Raw genomic sequence first — 16,093 nt, 5'->3', positions numbered from 1 at the left:
CGGCGTGCCCGCCGGCGAGGCGCTTCACCCGGTCACCCGACGTGGGTGTCTGCGGTGATGAGGGTGCGTTCCTGGGGGTCGAGGGAGACGCCCCGGACACGGGTGTCGTCGTAGCCCTGGACGAAGCGTTCGTGGAGCAGCGGGACGAGGGCGTCGGTGCCGAGGACGTCGGCCTCGGCCGCCGCGGTCGCGGTGTGGCGGGCGTCGGTTCCGGCGGTGGCGGCGGCCTTGCGCACAGCGCCGTCGACGCGCTTGTCGCAGAGCTGCGAGATGTTGGAACTGCCGTCGCAGGTGAAGTCGGAGGCGAGGTAGGAGACCGGGTCGGCGGTGTCAAGGAGAGTGTTGCGGGCCTGGATGAAGGCGTCGTACTTCCCGGCGAGGGCGTCGGCCTCCATCTGGGCGTAGTCGCGGACGACCTGCTTGACGGTGAAGCCGCGCTTGGTCAGCTGCTGCTGGACGACGGTGGCGACCTCGGGGAGTTCGGGCCGGTTGGTGTAGGTGGCGAGGACGATCTCCTTCGTCCTGGCGACCTCTGCCTTGCCGGCGGCCTTCGTCCGGCCGACGGGGGTGATGCGGGCCCCGGCGGCCCAGGGGACGCCGGGGCCGAGGAGGCCCTGTGCGCTGTCGGCGCGTCCTTCGTAGACGGCCTTGACGAGGGCCTTGGAGTCGATGGCCTCGCGGGCCGCGGCGCGCATCGCGGGGTCGGCGAAGACGCCGCGCCCGGTGTTGAGGGAGAGCCCGTTGGTGCGGGCGGAGGGGAACTCGTGGACGAGTCCGTCGCCGAGGAGGGAGGCCTGGGAGATGGGCACGTACTCGGCGATGTCGACGGCCTCGGTGCGCAGGGCGTTGGCGCGGGCGGTGCCGTCGGCGACGAAGGTGACGTCGACGCCGGGGGCCTTGGCCTTACCGCCCCAGTAGGTGCCGTTGCGTTCCAGGGTGGCGCTGACGGCGCCCTTGACGGCGGCGAGGGTGAAGGGGCCGGTGGCGTGCCCGGCGGGGTTCACCTTTCCGTCGGCGTAGGCGGCGGCGGAAAGGATCGTGAGGGAGGGGTTGGCGAGGCGCTGGGGCAGCAGCGGGTCGGCCTCGTCGGTGACGATCCGTACGGTGGTGGCGTCCCGGGCCGTGGCGGTGAGGCGGGTGTCGGACAGGACGCGGGGCTTCGGCGAGGCCTTCTCCGCGGCGGTCAGTGAGCGTACGACGGCCGCCGCGTCCACCTTCGTGCCGTCCTGGAAGGACGCCTTGCGCAGGGTGAAGGTCCATTCCTTCGCGCTGTCGCGCTTCCAGGAGGCGGCGAGCGCGGGCTTGGCCGCACCCTCGCGGTCAAGGGTGGTGAGGCCCTCGATGACCGCGAGGCGGCTGAGGGTGACGGCGTCGTCGCCGTAGGGGGACATCGCCTGGGCGGGCGGAAAGGCCATGACGACCCGGAGGCGTTGCCCGCCGTCCCCCGCACCCTTGGCGTCGGACGCGCTGCCGGAGCAGGCGGTGGCGAGCGGGACGAGGAGCGCGGTCGCGGACAGAGCCAGCGGCAGCGCGGAGCGACGGCGTCGGGGTGCAGACATGGAACGACCTTATATGAAAATGATTGTCACTTAGAAGGGGTGGGGCGCAGTGCGGGCCGCAGCCCTTCCGGACGGCCCGGACTCCGGCAGCGGCGGCAGCGGCAGTTCGAAGTGGACGATGCCCTGGCCGCCGCCCGGCAGCGCGCGCTCGTCGCACACCTCGCGCGCCAGCGACCGCCAGAACGGTTCGGCGCCGGGGACGGCGGGGTCGGTGTGCAGATAGACCGCCTCGTAGCCGCCGGCCCGCGCCACGAAGTCGCAGAGCTCACGCACCACCCGGCGGGCGAGCCCGTGCCTGCGGTGCTCGGGCGCGACGTAGATCCGGCAGAGCTGGGCGGTGGTGCCGGACGGGAAACGGTCCGCGACCCAGCGGGGGTTGGGCGGCGCCTGGGGGCCCCGGTCCCGCACGGCGCCCGTCGCGACGATCTCGCCGTCCCGCTCGGCCACCAGCAGGGTGCAGCGCGCGGGCCGCAGATAGGCGGCCTCGGGGTCGATGATGTCGGCGTGCCAGCGCGGTACGTAGCCGGAGCGCAGGTCACGGTAGACGGTGTCGAGCATCACGGCCCGCGCCCCGCCGATGTCCGGCGGACCTGCGGTGCGCACGACGTACCCGTCGGCATCGGCCCGCACCGGAGCGATCGTCGTCGTGCCCATCCCGGAGCTTCACCGTCCCTTGCCGCACCACCATTGCCGCACCAGCGTACGTGCGACTAATGTGCAACAAGCCCGCGGGCCCCAGGGGTGCGCCGGACCGGACCCCCAGGACACCGCAGCCCGTTCAGCCGGTGCGGTAGACCAGAGCCGTCGCGATGCCGGCGATGCCCTCGCCCCGGCCGGTGAAGCCGAGTCCGTCCGAGGTCGCGGCGGAGAGCGAGACGGGGGCACCCACGGCGGCGGAGAGGACCTTCTGCGCCTCGTCGCGCCGCTTGCCGATCTTCGGCCGTACGCCGACGACCTGGACGGCCACGTTGCCGATCTCGAAGCCCTCGGCCCTGACGATCCTGGCCGCCTCGGTCAGCAGCGTGACGCCCGCGGCGCCGGACCACTCGGGGCGCCCCGTGCCGAAGTGCTGCCCGAGGTCACCGAGACCGGCGGCCGAGAAGAGCGCGTTGCACGCGGCGTGCGCCACGACGTCGGCGTCGGAGTGGCCGGCGAGACCGGGGCCCTCGCCCTCCCAGAGCAGACCCGCGCACCACAGCTCGCGGCCCTCCTCGAAGGCGTGGATGTCGGTGCCGATCCCGACGAGCGGGATCACGGGCGCGCCGCGCCCGCCGGATACCTCAGAAGCCATCGTTCGCCCTCCTGCGTGCGAGTACCGCCTCGGCCAGGACCAGGTCCAGCGGCCGGGTCACCTTGAACGCCTCCTCGTGCCCGGGTACGGCCACGACGGGCACCCCGAGCCGCTCGGCCAGACCCGCGTCGTCGGTCGCGCCCTCGCCACTGACGGCGACCTCCTCGTGGGCGCGCACCAGAGTGTCGCGGTCGAAGCCCTGCGGGGTCTGCACCGCGCGCAGCCGGGCCCGCACCGGAGTCGAGAGCACCGGCTCCGGCTCCCCCGGCGCACCGGGCTCGACCTCCTTGACGGTATCGGCGAGCGGCAGCGCGGGCACGACGGCGGGCGCCCCGTCCCGTACGGCCTCGATCACCGCGTCCACGGTGTCGACGGGCACGAGCGGGCGGGCCGCGTCATGGACGAGGACGGCGTGGACATCGGCCGGCAGCGCGTCGAGTCCGAGCTTCACCGACTGCTGCCGGGTCTCACCGCCGGGCACGACGAGGAAATCGGTGCGCTCGGGCAGGGCGTGCTCGTCGAGCAGGTGCCGCACCTCGGCCGCACCGTCGGGCGGTGCGACGACCACGACCAGGGAGACATGGCGGGAGGCCGCCATGGCCCGTACGGCGTGGACGAGCATGGGCGTCCCGCCCAGCCCGCGGAGCGCCTTGGGGGCCCCGGGGCCGAGCCGTACGCCGCGGCCGGCCGCGGGAATCACGACTGCGGTGCGGTAAGAACGCGATTGATCAGACATCGGTTGCACTCCGAAGCATCGGCATGTTTGTCTCCACGGCGGACGTGGGTATGGCCACAAGCGAGCCGGGCGCTACGCCATGACTCGACCGGGACCCTTTCCGTGACCCCGGGCGAGTCGCGGGGGCCGCCCCGGCCGCTCGGGATCGGCCGCACACGTCGACTTCACAAGATCGCGAGCAAAGTACCGGGGGATCGTCGATGAGGCCAACGCGTCGACGCATCGGGGAGAACATCCGGGTTCGGCGGGCCGCGTCGCCCACAGGCGTCCGCGAACAGGTGGCCGCTGCCCGGATTCCGCGCACCGAGGCGCCCGCGGCCGGCCGTCGCGGGCCGGGTACGGCACGATCGGGCACGGCACGGCCGGAGGTGTCACAGCCGGATGTGCCGCAGCCGGGCGTGTCGCTGCGGGGTCCCGGGCAGGGCCGTGTGTACGGCCATGTCGCGCATACCGGATCCGGACATGCCGCAGCGCCCGACGACACACCGTGTATACGGCTGGTCAGCGGGCACCGCGGCACATTATTGAGGACCGGTCCTATCCGGTTCAGGACGCGAGAACCTCGTCGAGGAGAGCCTCGGCCTTGTCCTCGTTCGTGTTCTCCGCGAGAGCGAGCTCACTCACCAGGATCTGGCGCGCCTTGGCGAGCATGCGCTTCTCACCTGCGGAGAGTCCACGCTCACGCTCGCGACGCCACAGGTCACGCACGACTTCCGCGACCTTGATGACATCACCGGATGCGAGCTTCTCGAGATTTGCCTTGTAGCGTCGGGACCAGTTCGTCGGCTCCTCGGCATACGGTGCGCGCAGCACCTCGAAGACCCGGTCCAGCCCTTCCTGCCCGACCACGTCACGCACGCCCACGAACTCCGCATTGTCCGCCGGCACACGCACCGTCAAGTCGCCCTGGGCGACCTTGAGCACCAAGTAGGTCTTGTCCACGCCTTTGATCTGGCGAGTTTCGATAGCCTCGATCAGCGCGGCCCCGTGATGGGGATAGACCACGGTGTCGCCAACCTTGAACGTCATGTGACAGGTACCCCTTCCGTGGCTATCAAGAGTAACACGAGAACAGCTTCTCCTGAATGACGTTTTCGCAGGTCAGGGCATATCTCGGGGCTTGACAACTGCAACAGGGACGTGCTGCGGAAGGCTCGCGGAGAGCGGTATTCGCAGGTCGGAGCGGCTGCGCGGGCAAGGAGAAACGCGCACGTTACACCCGCCGGAACCCGCTCGGAAGAGACGAGAAGTCCCGGTTTGCCGGGTTCCGGATGGTGAACATTCCGCGTTCCGTTCGGAGATCGATCACTCGTGCGTCACTAAGTGCCGGTGGCCAATAAAATTGATCAACGTCGGACACCGCGAGAGTTATGCGCAATGAATGCGCCACGGCCGCTTGAACAGCGGCGCGAAGCACGGGGGCGGAACGCGGGACGAACGCGCGGCGGAATTGATCAAGCGTGTTATGTGAACCAGGATGCGAATGATCTCGCGTGCGACAGCCCGCGATCCCCGGGACCGTCAGGGGCGGGTCGGGTGCGGGGCGGGGACGGCGGCTCGGTAACCTGGCCGCTGAAACACGCTTGGGGCGGCTTTGCACCGTGCCGCCCGACCCCGTCCGTAAGTCCGCTCGTTCAAGGAGTTGCCGCCGCCGTGAGCCGCAGCCTTCGACACGGCGCCCTCGCCGCCACCGCCATCGCGTTCTCGATCGCCGGGCTCTCCGCATGCGGAGCCGGCAACAACGCGCAGACGCTCGAAGTCAGGCCTGACAACGCCGCCACGTCGTCCGGCGACATCAAGATCCAGAACGCGAACGTCATCACCCAGCCGGTGCGCGGTGCCAACGGCCCGGCCGTGGTCAGCGCCACGCTGTTCAACAACGGCTCCAAGGCGGAGACCCTCGACGCCATCACCCTGACGGGGAGCAGCGGCTCCGTGCAGCTGCACGCCGCCAAGGGCGCGGGACCTGTCGTCGTACCGGCCGGCGGCCGCGTGATCCTCGGCGGTGCGGGCAACGCCTCCGCCGTGATCGAGAACGGCAACGAGGCCACGCAGAACGGCAACGTGCAGTCGCTGGTCTTCAAGTTCAGCCGGACCGGCGACATCAAGCTGGGCGCGTCCGTCGTGCCCTCGGACAACTACTTCAAGGGCTTCGGTCCCAGCTCGCTGCCGAAGCTCCCGGAGCAGTCGGCCGAGTCCCCCGAGACGTCGCCGTCCGGCTCCGCGTCCGAGACCCCGGACGGATCGGCCTCGGCAAGCGATTCCGCCACCCCGGACGACGCGGCGTCCGACTCCCAGCAGCCGGGCTGACCGCACCCCGCACCGAATGGCAGGTGTGGCTGAGGCGCCCCCGGGTCCCGGGGGCGCCTCAGCCACACCTGCTGTCGTACCGGCCCCGGACGGTGGGGCGGGCCGGTCTACGGCTCGAACTTGTACCCGAGGCCCCGCACCGTCACGAGGAACCGGGGGGCGCCCGGGTCCGGCTCGATCTTGGCGCGCAGACGCTTCACGTGGACGTCGAGCGTCTTGGTGTCGCCGACGTAGTCCGCGCCCCAGACCCGGTCGATCAGCTGCATCCGGGTCAGCACCCGGCCGGCGTTGCGCAGCAGCATCTCCAGCAGGTCGAACTCCTTCAGCGGCAGGTCGACCTTGCCGCCGGAGACCGTGACGACATGACGGTCCACGTCCATCCGCACCGGGCCCGCCTCCAGGGCGGCCGGGCTGGCCTCCTCCGGCTCCCCGCGGCGGCGCAGCACCGCGCGGATGCGGGCGACGAGCTCGCGCGAGGAGAACGGCTTGGTCACATAGTCGTCGGCTCCTATTTCCAGACCGACGACCTTGTCGATCTCGCTGTCCTTCGCGGTGACCATGATCACGGGGACGTTGGACTTGCTGCGCAGCTGCCGGCAGACCTCCGTGCCGGGCAGGCCCGGCAGCATCAGGTCGAGCAGCACGAGGTCGGCGCCGTTGCGCTCGAACTCGTCCAGGCCGTCGGGTCCGGTGGCCGCGATGGCGACCTCGAAGCCTTCCTTGCGGAGCATGTAGGACAGGACGTCGCTGAAGGATTCCTCATCCTCGACGACAAGCACTCGGGTCACGGAAGAGCCTCCGGGGCAGGGAATGAATCAAAGGTGTCGGGTGCGGCGTCCGGACCGGACGCCTCGTCGCCGTTGACGATGAGCGGGCCGCCCGATGTGCGGTCCCGGTCCCGTGCGGAGCCCGCTTCGGGCAGCCGCAGGGTGAAGGTGGAGCCCTGTCCCTCCGAGCTCCACACGGTGACCTCCCCGCCGTGCGAGGCGGCCACGTGCTTGACGATGGCGAGGCCGAGGCCGGTGCCACCGGTGGCGCGCGAGCGGGCCGGGTCGACGCGGTAGAAGCGTTCGAAGACCCGTTCCCGGTCCTTCTCCGAGATGCCGAAGCCCTGGTCGGTCACGGCGATCTCGATCTCGTTCCCGCCGGGTACGACCACCCGGCGCACGGCGATGCCGACGCGGGTGCGGGCGGGGCTGTAATTGACGGCGTTCTCGACGAGATTGCCGAGTGCCGCGGCGAGCTGGCCCCGGTTGCCCCATATGCGGAGCTCGGCGGTGCCGCCCGCGGCCATGGTGATCTGCTTGGAGCCGGCCTGCTGACGACAGCGGTCGATCGCCTCGGCGACCAGTTCGTCGACGCGCACCGGCTCGGCGTCCTCCAGCGGGTCGTCGTTCTGCACCCGGGAGAGGTCGATGAGCTCCTGGACGAGGTTGGTGAGCCTGGTCGCCTCGATCTGCATCCGCCCGGCGAACCGCTCCACCGCCTCCGGATCGTCGGAGGCGTCCATCACGGCCTCCGAGAGCAGGGACAGCGCACCGGTCGGGGTCTTGAGCTCATGGCTGACGTTGGCGACGAAGTCACGCCTGACCGCCTCGATGCGGCGGGCCTCCGTGAGGTCCTCGACCAGCAGCAGCACCAGCCGGGAGCCCAGCGGGGCGACCCGGGCGGACACCGCCAGGGCCTCGCCGCGGCCCGTGCCGCGCCGGGGCAGGTCCAGTTCGACCTGTCGTATCTCCCCGTCGCGGCGGGTGTCCCTGGCCATGTTCAGCATCGGCTCGACGGCCAGCCGCCCTCCCCTGACCAGTCCCAGCGCGTACGCGGCGGAGCTGGCCTTGACGACGCTGTCGCTCTCGTCGAGCACGACCGCGGAGGAACTGAGCACGGACAGGACCGTGTCGACCCCGGGAGGCAGGGGGGCACCGCTGTCGGGCCGCAGGGACGTACGCGTGGGCTTCTTCTGGTCGCGCTCGCTCCAGCGGAACGCCAGCATGGCGATCACACCGGTACACACCCCGGCGATCGCTGCAGCTGCGGCGACCGCCGCGTTCACGTCCATGTCTCCAGGTTATGCGGCCCGGCGGACACTCTCCCAGCCGTCCGAGTGCCTGTCCGAACACTCGTCGCCCAGAGTTCACCGAGGGGCAAGCATCGGTTCATTTGGCAGGCCGGAACCCGACGCGTACGCCCGTCACGGTGGCAGCGTGGGGTTCAGGGACGGCCCCGGACTCGGTTCAGGACTGGAGAGGGACACCATGCGTGACGCGTACCACGAGGAACTCGACTCGATCGGCGAGGGACTGGTCGAGATGGCCCGGCTCGTCGGGTCGGCGATCGGCCGGGCGACGACGTCCATGCTCGACGCCGATCTCAAGCTCGCGGAGACCGTGATCGCCGCGGACCAGAAGGTCGACGACCTCCAGCACGACCTGGAGGCCAGGGCCATCGCGCTGCTGGCCCGCCAGCAGCCGGTGGCGACCGACCTCAGGATCGTGGTCACCTCGCTGCGGATGAGCGCGGACCTGGAGCGCTCGGGCGACCTGGCCCAGCACGTCGCCAAGCTGGCCCGGCTGCGCTTCCCGCAGTCGGCGGTCCCGCACGACCTGCACGCCACCATCCTGGAGATGGGGCAGCTCGCGCAGCGCCTCATGGCCAAGGCCGCCGAGGTGATCATCACCAAGGACGTCGACCTCGCGCTCCAGCTGGAGCAGGACGACGACGAGATGGACCTGCTGCACCGCACGCTGTTCCAGCACCTGATGGACGACCGCTGGAAGCACGGCATCGAGACCGCCGTCGACGTGACCCTGCTGGGCCGTTACTACGAGCGGTTCGCGGACCACGCCGTCTCGGTGGCCAAGCGCGTCGTCTACCTGGTGACGGGCGAGCACGCGGACGAGCTCCAGCAGCCGGCACCGGTGGACGGCGCGTAGCGGCGCCCGTACGGGACATCTGGATACGCACATGTGTTCCTGCGCGTGTGCGCCGTTGATGCGCCCGCCCGGCTGGGCATGCAATGGGACGGGGCGCCACGACTTGTCCGTACGCCCCGGCCGTGGGCCCCGTGCGGGTGTACGGCCCTGCCGTACACCTTGAGGAGGAACCATGGCCGATTCCCCCATGACCGAACCCCAGCAGGAGACGCCCGCCGACGTGGCGCACCGCGGCGTCGTCGGCGCCTGCGGGTGCGGATCGGGCTGCGGGTGCGGCTGCCAGTCCGGGGCGCCGTGCCAGTGCGGCGGCTGCTCCGGCTGACGGACCCGCGCGACAGCGGGGCGCCCCGCGCGGAACACTCCGCACGGGGCGCCCCCGGCCCCTGTCGCGCGTCAGCCGGCCCGCTCCACGAAAGCTTGCGCCGGCCCGCTCCACGAAGGCTTGTGCCGGCCCGCCGGCTCCGCAACGGGCGTCGCTCAGCCCGCCGGCTCCGCCACGGGCCCGGCCTCGTCCGCGACGCGGGCCGGTCCGCTCCCGGCCACGGCTGCGGGGGACGTCGTCGCGCCGTCCCGCGGCAGGCTCCGCATCAGCAGCCAGTACCCGAACGCCGCCGCGGTGCCCAGGACCGCGCACGTCCCCCACAGCCAGCCGGCCCCGAAGTGGTCGATCACCACACCGGACATCAGCGGGGCGACGAGCGCCGCCGCCGACCAGGACAAGGTGTACATGCCCTGGTAGCGGCCCCGGCCATGGGCAGGCGAGAGCTGCACGACCAGACCGTTCTGCACGGGCGCGTTGACGATCTCGGCGACGGTCCAGACGCAGATGGTCAGCGCGTAGAGCCCCACCGAGCCGGCGAAGGCTGTCAGCCCGAAGCCGTAACCGGCGAGCAGTGACGACACGATGAGCAGCCGGCGCGGGTCGCGGCTCTGGATGAACCGGGTGACCGGGATCTGCAGCACCACGATGAGGACGCCGTTGACGGCTACCGCCGTACCGTAGTCGGAGCTGCTGAACCCGTCCGCCCCCATGGCCACGGGCAGCCCCACGTACCCCTGCTGGAAGATCAGGGCGATCACGAACGACAGGCCCACGACGCCCATGAACCGCCCGTCGCGCAGCACCGTGCCGAGCCGTACACCGTCGGAGGTATAGGCGGCCTTCGGGGCCGCGCTCGGGAACGCGGGCGTGGCCTTCTCCGGCCGGGACTCCGGCACCTTCATGAAGACGACGACCGCGCAGACGAGCGTCATCGCCGCCTCGCCCACGAAGCCCGCGAGATAGCTGTGCTCGGCGACGAACCCGGCCCCGGCGGACGAGACCGCGAACCCGAGATTGATCGCCCAGTAGTTCAGCGAGAACGCCCGCACCCGGTCCTTCGCGGGGACGATGTCGGCGATCATCGCCTGGACCGCCGGCCGGGAGGCGTTGCCGGCCATGCCGACGACGAAGGCGACAGCGGCGATCGCCGCCGGATGGACCATGAAGCCGAGCACCGCCACCGACACGGCGGTCGAGAGCTGCGCGATCAGCATCGTGGGCCGCCGGCCGAAACGGTCCGTCATCACCCCGGCCCCGAGCGAGGAGACGACCCCGCCGAGCCCGTGCAGGGCGGCGACCAGCCCGGCGTACGAGGCGGAGTAGCCCCGGTCCAAGGTCAGATACAGGGCCATGAAGGTGGCGACGAACGCCCCGAGGCGGTTGACCAGAGTGCTGGTCCACAGCCACCAGAACTCCCTGGGGAGACCGGAGACCGTTTCACGGACGGCCCGTCCGAGACCGGCGGCAGGCATGCGGGTTCCCCCAGGGAGGTACGAGATCTGATGCGGGCGGTATGAGGTTCGCCGACGGTCCGAACATTACGAATCCTGCGCTCGGCCCCGCCACTCGATTGACGGCCGCCGTCAATCGAGCACCGCCCGCCCCCGGCGCACGCGCCCCGCCTGTCCGCCCTGTGGCCGGGCGCGCGCGGCCCGTACGGGTTCGATTACGCTCGGACCCATGGCCGACGCACCGTACAAGCTGATCCTCCTCCGCCACGGCGAGAGCGAATGGAACGCGAAGAACCTGTTCACCGGATGGGTGGACGTCAATCTCACCGAGAAGGGCGAGAAGGAGGCGGTCCGCGGCGGTGAGCTGCTCAAGGACGCCGGCCTGCTCCCCGATGTGCTGCACACCTCGCTCCAGAAGCGCGCCATCCGCACCGCCCAGCTCGCGCTGGAGTCCGCGGACCGCCACTGGATCCCCGTCCACCGCTCCTGGCGGCTGAACGAGCGCCACTACGGCGCCCTTCAGGGCAAGGACAAGGCCCAGACGCTCGCCGAGTTCGGCGAGGAGCAGTTCATGCTCTGGCGCCGCTCGTACGACACCCCGCCGCCCGCACTGGAGGACGGCACCGAGTTCTCGCAGAGCGACGACGCCCGCTACGCGACGATCCCGCCGGAGCTGCGCCCGCGCACGGAGTGCCTGAAGGACGTCGTCGTCCGCATGCTGCCGTACTGGTACGACGGCATCGTCCCGGACCTGCTCGACGGCAAGACGGTCCTGGTCGCCGCGCACGGCAACAGCCTCCGCGCCCTGGTCAAGCACCTCGACGGTGTCTCGGACGCCGACATCGCGGGCCTGAACATCCCGACGGGCATCCCGCTCGCGTACGAACTGGACGAGGACTTCCGCCCCTTGAAGCCGGGCGGCACCTACCTCGACCCGGACGCGGCGAAGGCGGCCATCGAGGCCGTGAAGAACCAGGGCAAGAAGTAACAGCCCCAGCGATCACGCCCCTGACCCGCGCTTTCGGTGCGGGTCAGGGGCTGCTTTCTGTTCCGGCCCGGCCCTCGCCCCTGAGGCCCCGGCCCTCGGTGTCCGGCCGCGCAGCCGCCCCGCCGCGCTCACCGCTCCGCCCCGCACGGGGACGACCAACGGGCCGCCCGCACACGTCGGATGCCTGACCCGACCCCGAGCCGGGGCTGCCGGAAGTGACGTGCCTCACGGCGCGTCGTACCCTGTGGCGCATGCGGGGAGAGCGGGGAGAGCAGCCATGAGTGAGCCCCTGAAGACCTTCGTCGGTGGCGCCGAGGTCGAGGTGCCCAACAGCATCCCGACCATCCGCGATGCCCTGCCCGAGGCGAGACGCGAGGAGTTCGACCGCGCCATCAACGAGGCCGGGGTACACGAGATCCAGGCCGTGATGCGGCACTGGATGCTGGAGGCCGTACCCGATCCGGAGGCCGAGCGGATCCTGGACCGGCTGGCGCGGGACGAGGCCGAGAGGCGGAGCGTCGCTTGAGCTTCCGGATCTCCTACGCGCCGCCCGCCGACGACACCCTGGCCAAGATGCGGGACGGCGACACCTTCCGGGACGAGATGGCGTGCACGCTGGGGCGTGAGCCCTACGGGCACGGCTCGTCCGCCGTCAAGCACGAGCACGATCGCCGCGAGGCGACGGTCGCCGGGGCGATCGTGCTCTATTACGTCTCCGGATCGGTCCTGACCGTCACCGTCGTACGGCTCGTCCCGCTCCCCTGACCGTCACCGTCGTACGGCTCGTGGCGCTTCCCCGGCCGTCACCGCGGAACGGACCGTCCCGCTCCCCCGCCCCTGACCGTCCCTCAGGCCAGCTTGGCGGCCTGGGCGTTGATCACTGCGGTCGGCAGGTCGAAGTCGCCGCCGGCGCCTGCCGCGCCCAGGTTGAGCGAGGTCAGCGAGGCGAGCGTGGTGCCCTGGCGGATCTGGATGAGCTTCATGGCGCTCTTCTCGCCCTCCGACTCGACCGTCACCGTCCAGGCGACGGCTTCCTCGCCGCCCTTGACCGGCACCTCCGCGATCTTGGCGACCTTCTGCTTCGATCCGGCCGCGGTGAGGGTGAAGCCGGAGGCGCAGTCGGTCGCGGCGGTCCGCAGCCCGGCCAGCGTCTCCTCGGCACCCTTGCCGTCGTACGAGGCGAGCGTGGTGAGCGTCGTCGTGATGTCGAAGGCGGCCTTGAACGCCTCCGCCGGGTCGTCGCTCTCCTTGTCGCCGACCGTCTTCGGCTCGCTGACGATCTTGCGCTGCGTGGACGCGGCGGGCTTGCCGGCCTTGGCACCCATCAAGGCGTCGGCGAAGACGTCGCAGGCGGCCTTGTCGGCGGTGACGTCCTCGGCGGCGATGGCGTCCGCCGGACCGGCCTTGGTGATCTTGTGGCCCTTGACGTCGCCCTGGGCCAGCGAGGCCGTCTCCAGCTCGGCCGCCGTCAGCGCCTTGGCTGCGGAGGTGTCCGCGCCCTTGTCCGCCGGCTTCGCGGAGGCCGAACCGCCCGCCTTGCCGCTGTCCTTGCCCGCGTCGTCCCCGCCGTCCGAACCGCAGGCCGCGGTGAGCAGGGCCAGAGACATCACGGTGGCGGCAACGGCGGTACGGCGTATGGAAGTGGGTCGCATGGCCCGTCCTTCTGTCTCAAGGTGATTCGCCCGCACGAGAGCAGCCGGCACCGGGTTCGGCGCGGCAGTGAGGAATCGTGGGGGTGCGCCAACTCTATGAGTGCGCTGTGGTTTGGCAATCCGTCAAAGCGGGCATCGCCCGTGATCGTGACGACGTCGTGATCACTCCGCGAAAGCTCTGAACTGGGCAATTGCCACAGACAGCAGCAACACGCCCCCGGCGACCGCTCACGGGGCTCTCCGATGCCGATGGATTCCGCACTGTCCACCGCGCTCGGCTCCTTGGGACCACCGGAACCGTTCGCCTCCTGCGCCCGCCGGCCGGAGGCACATCGGCCGGCCTGACGGCCTCCGGGGTGCCGTACGCCTCCAGGCGCGTGTGCAGGTCGCCGGTGAAGTCGGGGACGTCGGGGACGTCGGGGACGTCGGTCTTGGCCGAACTCCGTGACCTCGCTGAACGGACGATCGCGCTGTACGGGGCGGGGCCGTCGGTCCGCACGAGGCCGGCCCGGCCGATGAAGGGGATCTGCGGGTACGTGAAGGGCGCCGCGGCGGACTCCCGCCGGAGCGGGGTGGGCCGTGGACACCCGCCGGCCGCGGCGCTCGCGGCGAAGGCCGGCCCGCCGCCCAACGCGTCCCTTGCCGCGGCCACGACGACGGCCACCGCGCCGCCGAGCAGGCCGCGCCTGCTGAAGCCCCTCTGCGTCGCCTTGGCCGCCATGCGCCCGGGGCGCGACGAAAGGGGCGCGCACCAGGGATTCTCCGCCAGGGGAACCGTCAGACGGCAGGCATCAGTTGGCGGGGCGCTGGGTCAGATGTGTGAACGCTTCCAGGTTCCGCGTGGACTCACCGCGCGACACCCGCCACGCGTACTCCTTGCGGATCGCGCCCGCGAAACCGAGTTCGAGCAGGGGGTTGAAGGCACCGTCGGCGGCCTCCAGGACCACGCCGAGCAGCCGGTCCAGCTCCTCGGGCGTCACCACGGAGAGGGGCAGCTTGCCGACGAGGTAGACGTCTCCGAGCGAGTCGATCGCGTAACCCACCCCGAAGAGGCGGAGGTTGTGCTCCAGCAGCCAGCGGTGCACCGCCTCTTCGTTCTCGTCGGGGTGCCGGATGACGAAGGCGTTGAGGGACAGCGCGTGGGTGCCGACGATGAGCGAGCAGGTGGTGGCGAGCTTGCGGGTGCCGGGCAGCTGGACGACATAACTGCCGGACGCGGGGCTCTCCCAGTCGAGCCCGGCATCCTTCAGCGTCGCCTCGATGACCTGCGCGACCTGTGTGACCTGCGGCGTCGCCGCTTCCTCGGGTACGTCAGCCATGAAGCGAGCGTACGCCCGTCCGGGGGCGGCCCGCCCACGGCGGGCTCAGGTGCGGGGCAGCTGTCCGGGGTGTCACGTGTGGTGTGCGCGTACGCCGGGCGTACGTACGGTGTGCGCCTCCGGCGGCCCACGCGGAGCGCCCCGCGTGCGCCCGGCTCAGCCGTGGTGTGTGCGCACCCGGCGGCGGTGGTCCTGCATGGCCTCCGTGTACACGTCCGCGGTCGCCGCCGCCGCCGTGTCCCAGCCGAAGCGCTGCGCGTGCGCGGCGGCCGCGGCGCCCATGCGCGCGACCAGCTCCGGCGCGACCGCGAAGCGATGGAGCGCCTCGGCGTACGCCTGCGGATCGTGCCCGGGGATCAGGAAGCCGCTGACCTCGTCCCGTACCGCCACCGGCAGACCGCCCACGGCCGCCGCCACGACCGGGGTGCCGGCCGCCTGGGCCTCTATGGCGACCAGGCCGAAGGACTCGCTGTACGAGGGCATGACCAGCACGGACGCGGCCCGGAACCAGTCGGCCAGCTGGTCCTGCCCGACCGGCGGCTGGAACCGTACGACATCGGCGATGCCGAGCCGGGCGGCAAGCTTCTGGAGCCCCTCCGGCTTGGCGAGCCCGCTGCCGCTCGGTCCGCCGACGACCGGCACGACGATGCGGGAGCGCAGCGAGGGGTCCCGGTCCAGCAGGGCGGCGACGGCGCGCAGCAGCACGTCCGGGGCCTTCAGCGGCTGGATACGGCCCGCGAAGAGCGGGATCAGCGCGTCCTGCGGCAGCCCGAGGCGCGCGCGGGCCGCGGCGCGCCCGTCGGCGGGGCGGAAGCGGTCCAGGTTGACGCCGGGGTGGACGACGGCGACGGCACTCGGATCGGCCTCGTAGAAGCGGACGAGCTCGTCCGCCTCCTCGGCGGTGTTGGCGATCAGCCGGTCGGAGGCGTTCACGATCTGGGTCTCACCGATGACGCGGGCGGCGGGCTCGGGGGTGTCGCCCTCGGCCAGCGCCGCGTTCTTGACCTTCGCCATGGTGTGCATGGCGTGGACGAGCGGGACGCCCCAGCGCTGCGCGGCGAGCCAGCCGACCTGGCCGGAGAGCCAGTAGTGGGAGTGGACCAGGTCGTAGTAGCCGGGGCGCTGGCCGGCCCACGCCTGCATCACGCCGTGCGTGAAGGCGCAGAGCTGGGCGGGCAGCTCCTCCTTGGCCAGGCCCTCGTAAGGCCCCGCGTCGACGTGCCGGACCAGGACGCCGGGCGACATCTCGACCGCCGGCGGCAGCGCCCCGGTGGTGGCGCGGGTGAAGATCTCGACCTCGATGTTGATCGCGGCCAGGCGCTTGGCGAGCTCCACGATGTACACGTTCATGCCGCCCGCGTCACCCGTCCCCGGCTGGTGCAGCGGGGAGGTGTGCACGGAGAGCATCGCGATCCTGCGGGGCTTGCGATGGCCGCCGGGGAAGCCTGCGGGGAACCTGAGACGCGGTGCGACACGGCTGCTGCCGAGCCGGGAGACGTACTGGCTCACGTCGTCCGCTCCTCCTCACTCAG

17 protein-coding genes are annotated in these 16,093 nt (G+C 71.5%); 6 read left to right on the top strand and 11 right to left on the bottom strand.

What is annotated here, in order from left to right:
• Positions 1-32: 32 nt before the first annotated feature.
• The 5 genes from ACZ4LX_RS18170 to ACZ4LX_RS18150 form a co-directional block, all read right to left on the bottom strand.
• The gene (locus ACZ4LX_RS18170) at positions 33-1,559 is read right to left on the bottom strand and encodes an ABC transporter substrate-binding protein (protein WP_467645560.1); all 1,527 of its coding nucleotides are present in this window, start codon (positions 1,557-1,559) and stop codon (positions 33-35) included.
• A 30-nt stretch (positions 1,560-1,589) separates the two neighbouring features.
• A complete protein-coding gene (locus ACZ4LX_RS18165) occupies positions 1,590-2,213 on the bottom strand; it encodes a GNAT family N-acetyltransferase (RefSeq protein WP_467645562.1) in 624 nt (207 codons plus the stop codon).
• Positions 2,214-2,337: 124 nt separating this feature from the next.
• Complete coding sequence (gene ispF, locus ACZ4LX_RS18160; protein WP_467645565.1) at positions 2,338-2,850, bottom strand: 2-C-methyl-D-erythritol 2,4-cyclodiphosphate synthase; 513 nt, start codon at positions 2,848-2,850, stop codon at positions 2,338-2,340.
• A complete protein-coding gene (ispD, locus tag ACZ4LX_RS18155; RefSeq protein ID WP_467645569.1) occupies positions 2,840-3,586 on the bottom strand; it encodes a 2-C-methyl-D-erythritol 4-phosphate cytidylyltransferase in 747 nt (248 codons plus the stop codon). The genes ispF and ispD overlap by 11 nt, the downstream gene beginning before the upstream one ends.
• Before the next feature lie 546 nt (positions 3,587-4,132).
• Positions 4,133-4,615 carry a CarD family transcriptional regulator gene (locus ACZ4LX_RS18150; RefSeq protein ID WP_006380568.1) on the bottom strand — a complete coding sequence of 161 codons (483 nt, stop codon included), beginning with the start codon at positions 4,613-4,615 and terminating at the stop codon, positions 4,133-4,135.
• Positions 4,616-5,239: 624 nt separating this feature from the next.
• On the opposite strand from ACZ4LX_RS18150, the gene ACZ4LX_RS18145 reads away from it, so the two are divergent.
• Positions 5,240-5,896, top strand: coding sequence for a copper chaperone PCu(A)C (locus ACZ4LX_RS18145; protein ID WP_467645573.1), 657 nt, complete (start codon positions 5,240-5,242; stop codon positions 5,894-5,896).
• 107 nt (positions 5,897-6,003) lie between these two features.
• Here ACZ4LX_RS18145 and phoP read toward each other — a convergent pair whose 3' ends face one another.
• Both phoP and phoR read right to left on the bottom strand, forming a co-directional pair.
• On the bottom strand, positions 6,004-6,675 hold the full coding sequence (phoP, locus tag ACZ4LX_RS18140) for a two-component system response regulator PhoP (protein WP_467645681.1): 672 nt from the start codon (positions 6,673-6,675) through the stop codon (positions 6,004-6,006).
• Between the two features lie 5 nt (positions 6,676-6,680).
• Entirely contained in the window at positions 6,681-7,955 is a 1,275-nt protein-coding gene (gene phoR / locus ACZ4LX_RS18135) for a two-component system sensor histidine kinase PhoR (RefSeq protein ID WP_467645578.1), read from the bottom strand.
• Positions 7,956-8,151: 196 nt separating this feature from the next.
• Between phoR and phoU the strand changes: the two genes are divergently transcribed.
• The gene (gene phoU / locus ACZ4LX_RS18130; protein WP_467645582.1) at positions 8,152-8,829 is read left to right on the top strand and encodes a phosphate signaling complex protein PhoU; all 678 of its coding nucleotides are present in this window, start codon (positions 8,152-8,154) and stop codon (positions 8,827-8,829) included.
• Positions 8,830-9,001: 172 nt separating this feature from the next.
• Complete coding sequence (locus ACZ4LX_RS18125; RefSeq protein WP_467645587.1) at positions 9,002-9,151, top strand: hypothetical protein; 150 nt, start codon at positions 9,002-9,004, stop codon at positions 9,149-9,151.
• A gap of 155 nt (positions 9,152-9,306) precedes the next feature.
• Here the strand turns inward: ACZ4LX_RS18125 and ACZ4LX_RS18120 are convergent, their stop codons facing one another.
• Entirely contained in the window at positions 9,307-10,623 is a 1,317-nt protein-coding gene (locus ACZ4LX_RS18120) for an MDR family MFS transporter (protein WP_467645592.1), read from the bottom strand.
• 208 nt (positions 10,624-10,831) lie between these two features.
• Between ACZ4LX_RS18120 and ACZ4LX_RS18115 the strand changes: the two genes are divergently transcribed.
• The 3 genes from ACZ4LX_RS18115 to ACZ4LX_RS18105 all read left to right on the top strand — a co-directional run bounded on the left by ACZ4LX_RS18115 (position 10,832) and on the right by ACZ4LX_RS18105 (position 12,355).
• A complete protein-coding gene (locus ACZ4LX_RS18115; RefSeq protein ID WP_467645597.1) occupies positions 10,832-11,590 on the top strand; it encodes a phosphoglyceromutase in 759 nt (252 codons plus the stop codon).
• Between the two features lie 277 nt (positions 11,591-11,867).
• Positions 11,868-12,116, top strand: a complete 249-nt coding sequence (locus tag ACZ4LX_RS18110; protein ID WP_326737713.1) for a hypothetical protein — start codon at positions 11,868-11,870, stop codon at positions 12,114-12,116.
• A complete protein-coding gene (locus ACZ4LX_RS18105; protein ID WP_467645605.1) occupies positions 12,113-12,355 on the top strand; it encodes a hypothetical protein in 243 nt (80 codons plus the stop codon). Before ACZ4LX_RS18110 ends, ACZ4LX_RS18105 begins: the two co-directional genes overlap by 4 nt.
• Positions 12,356-12,438: 83 nt before the next feature.
• Here the strand turns inward: ACZ4LX_RS18105 and ACZ4LX_RS18100 are convergent, their stop codons facing one another.
• The 3 genes from ACZ4LX_RS18100 to mshA all read right to left on the bottom strand — a co-directional run bounded on the left by ACZ4LX_RS18100 (position 12,439) and on the right by mshA (position 16,070).
• A complete protein-coding gene (locus ACZ4LX_RS18100) occupies positions 12,439-13,242 on the bottom strand; it encodes a hypothetical protein (RefSeq protein ID WP_467645607.1) in 804 nt (267 codons plus the stop codon).
• A gap of 791 nt (positions 13,243-14,033) precedes the next feature.
• Complete coding sequence (locus ACZ4LX_RS18095) at positions 14,034-14,561, bottom strand: type III secretion system chaperone family protein (RefSeq protein ID WP_467645611.1); 528 nt, start codon at positions 14,559-14,561, stop codon at positions 14,034-14,036.
• A 156-nt stretch (positions 14,562-14,717) separates the two neighbouring features.
• Positions 14,718-16,070 carry a D-inositol-3-phosphate glycosyltransferase gene (gene mshA, locus ACZ4LX_RS18090; protein WP_467645616.1) on the bottom strand — a complete coding sequence of 451 codons (1,353 nt, stop codon included), beginning with the start codon at positions 16,068-16,070 and terminating at the stop codon, positions 14,718-14,720.
• Positions 16,071-16,093 lie beyond the last annotated feature (23 nt).

It is taken from the genome of Streptomyces sp. NPDC026062 (assembly GCF_055568375.1).
Note: the sequence above shows the minus strand (reverse complement) of the source record. Positions and strands in the feature narration are given on the sequence as shown.